Origin of the sequence: Mesorhizobium sp. M7A.F.Ca.CA.001.08.2.1 (genome assembly GCF_003998455.1) — a bacterium.
Classification (GTDB): domain Bacteria; phylum Pseudomonadota; class Alphaproteobacteria; order Rhizobiales; family Rhizobiaceae; genus Mesorhizobium; species Mesorhizobium ciceri.
The window spans coordinates 1-2128 of the sequence record NZ_RZPW01000934.1; the positions used below are offsets into that span (position 1 = coordinate 1).

The 2128-nt window shown below is 67.1% G+C and carries 1 protein-coding gene; it reads right to left on the minus strand.

Annotated features, from left to right (window positions below; all coding sequences use genetic code 11):
- A partial coding sequence (locus EN914_RS33130) for a translocation/assembly module TamB domain-containing protein (protein ID WP_407067829.1) occupies window positions 1–2128 on the minus strand: 2128 nt, incomplete at both ends.

A 2128-nucleotide genomic window follows, 5' to 3' on the forward strand; every position in this document is an offset into this window, starting at 1 on the left:
TCGACAGGTCGGCCGGGAAACCCTGCGCCGGGTTGATGCCGACCGTGCCGCTGGCCGACAGGCTGCCGCGCGTCGACAGCGTTCCGGTCAGCCGGTTGATCCTGGCGACGCCGCCGGCAATCGAGACATCGGCGGCGAGATCGTTGACGGCGAGGCCGGAGCGCGCATCGACAAGGCGCGCACCCGAGGTGCTGATGCTGCCGCCGATGACGGGCGATGTCGCGGGACCGCGCACCTGTACGTTGACATTGGCGGTTCCAGACAGTGACAGGCCCTGCGCGGCAAGCTTCTGGCTGAGCAGGCCGAACGGCACGACGCCATTGAAGTCGAGCACCAGTGACGGCGTGCCGGCCGTCGTCACGGTGCCGCCGCCCTTGAGGCCAAGGCCGGCGCCATCGCCGACATTGGCATTGAAGGTCAGCTTGTTGCCGCCGAAGGTGCCCGACGAGGAGACACTCACCGCACCGACACCGGCACCGCGCGTCTGCGAGGTCTGCACGCCGGCCGCGTCAAGGTTGAAGGCAATGGCGGGGTTCGCCGGCGCACCCGTCACCTTGACCGTGCCTGAGATCGAACCGGCGGCGTCGAGCCCCGGCGAGAAACTGTTGGCGAGCGACATCGGCACCCGCGCCAGCGTCGCATTGATGTCGAGCGCCGTGCCGACCTTGCCGGTCACCGTCGCCGTACCACCGCCAAGGTTGAGCACGAGCCGGTCCAGCGTCGTCATGCCGTTGACGATGCTGACGGTCGAGGCCTGGGCAATGGCCGCCTTGATGCCTTGTACGGTCGCCTGGCCGGAGGCAAGCTCGATGGTCGTCGTGCCGTTGGCCACTTTCACCCGGCCGGCGGCCTGTGCCGGAATGCCCTTGACGGTTGCGCCGCCGGAGAAGCCCGTCCAGTCGCCGTCGCGCTTCAAGTCGACATCGATGCCGCTGATCACGGTGCCGCCCGACGTGACGGTGTCGGCGCGGATATTTCCGGAGATCACGGGCGCCGCCAGATAGTTGGCGACCAGCGCATCGATCGAGACGGCTTTCGCCTGCAGGTCGCCGCGCGTAATCGATGCTGTCGCCGCCTTGATTGCGACCTGTGGCGCATTGCCGTTCTTCGAAAAGGCGATCGTGCCGCGCACATCGCCTTCGGCCTTCTCCAGGGCAAGTGCCGCCAGCGGGCCGATATCGGGCAGGTCGAGCGCGATGGTGCCGACTGGCACGAACTTCTCGTCCAGCGCCAGATCGCCGGAAATCCTGTTCTTGCCGAGCGACAGCAGCAGGCCATTGATGGCGCTCTTGCCGTCCGCTGTCGCCAGCACCGCACTGCCTTGCAGCGCCTGGCCGGCGACATTGCCGGTCAGCTGCACATTCGCCGCCGGATTGGCGGCATCGGCCTTGCCGGTGGCGGTCAGCTTCAGCCCGGTGATCTCTCGCGCCGCCACGAGAAGGCGGTCGCTGTCGATGGTCAACGACAGGTCCGGCGCCGCGGCCGGGCCCTGCGCGTTCAACGCAAAAGCGATGGCGCCCTTGGCGTCTTTCGACAGCAGCGAGATGTCGCTCAGCGCACCCTTGATGTCGGCGGCCACCTTGTTGTCGGCAAGGCTGGCTTGCCCGTCTGCGGTCAGCGCACCCGAGGTCAGCTTCAATCCGCCTATATTGATACTGCCGTTGGGGTCGCGCTTCAGCGTGGCGCTGATCTCAGCGCGTTCGCCAAGCATGCCGCGTGCCGCCGCCGGCAAGGCCGACGATGGGGCATCCGCCTTCAGATTGAGGTCGATGGCACCGTCACGCAGCGATACCTGGCCGGCAACCTGGCTGTTCAGCGCATCGCTCTTGAGCGAGCCGCTGTCTATGGCAACCGCATCGGCTGTCAGGCGACCGCTGAGCGCCGCCGTGACCTTGCCGGCGATCAGCGGCGCAATCACCGGATTGTCGAGACCGACCTTGTCCACCGACACTGTGCCGGAAACTGGCCCTGCGCGGTTCTTGAGATCGAACGCATCCGAGTGCAACGCCAGAGCAAGCCCGTCCACCCTCGCTGGACTGGTGACGATCGAGGGCAGGATCGCAGAGACATCCAGGCGGGCCCGCGTGCTCTCGCCCGCCACCTTTGCCGACATGGACCGGATTTCGAT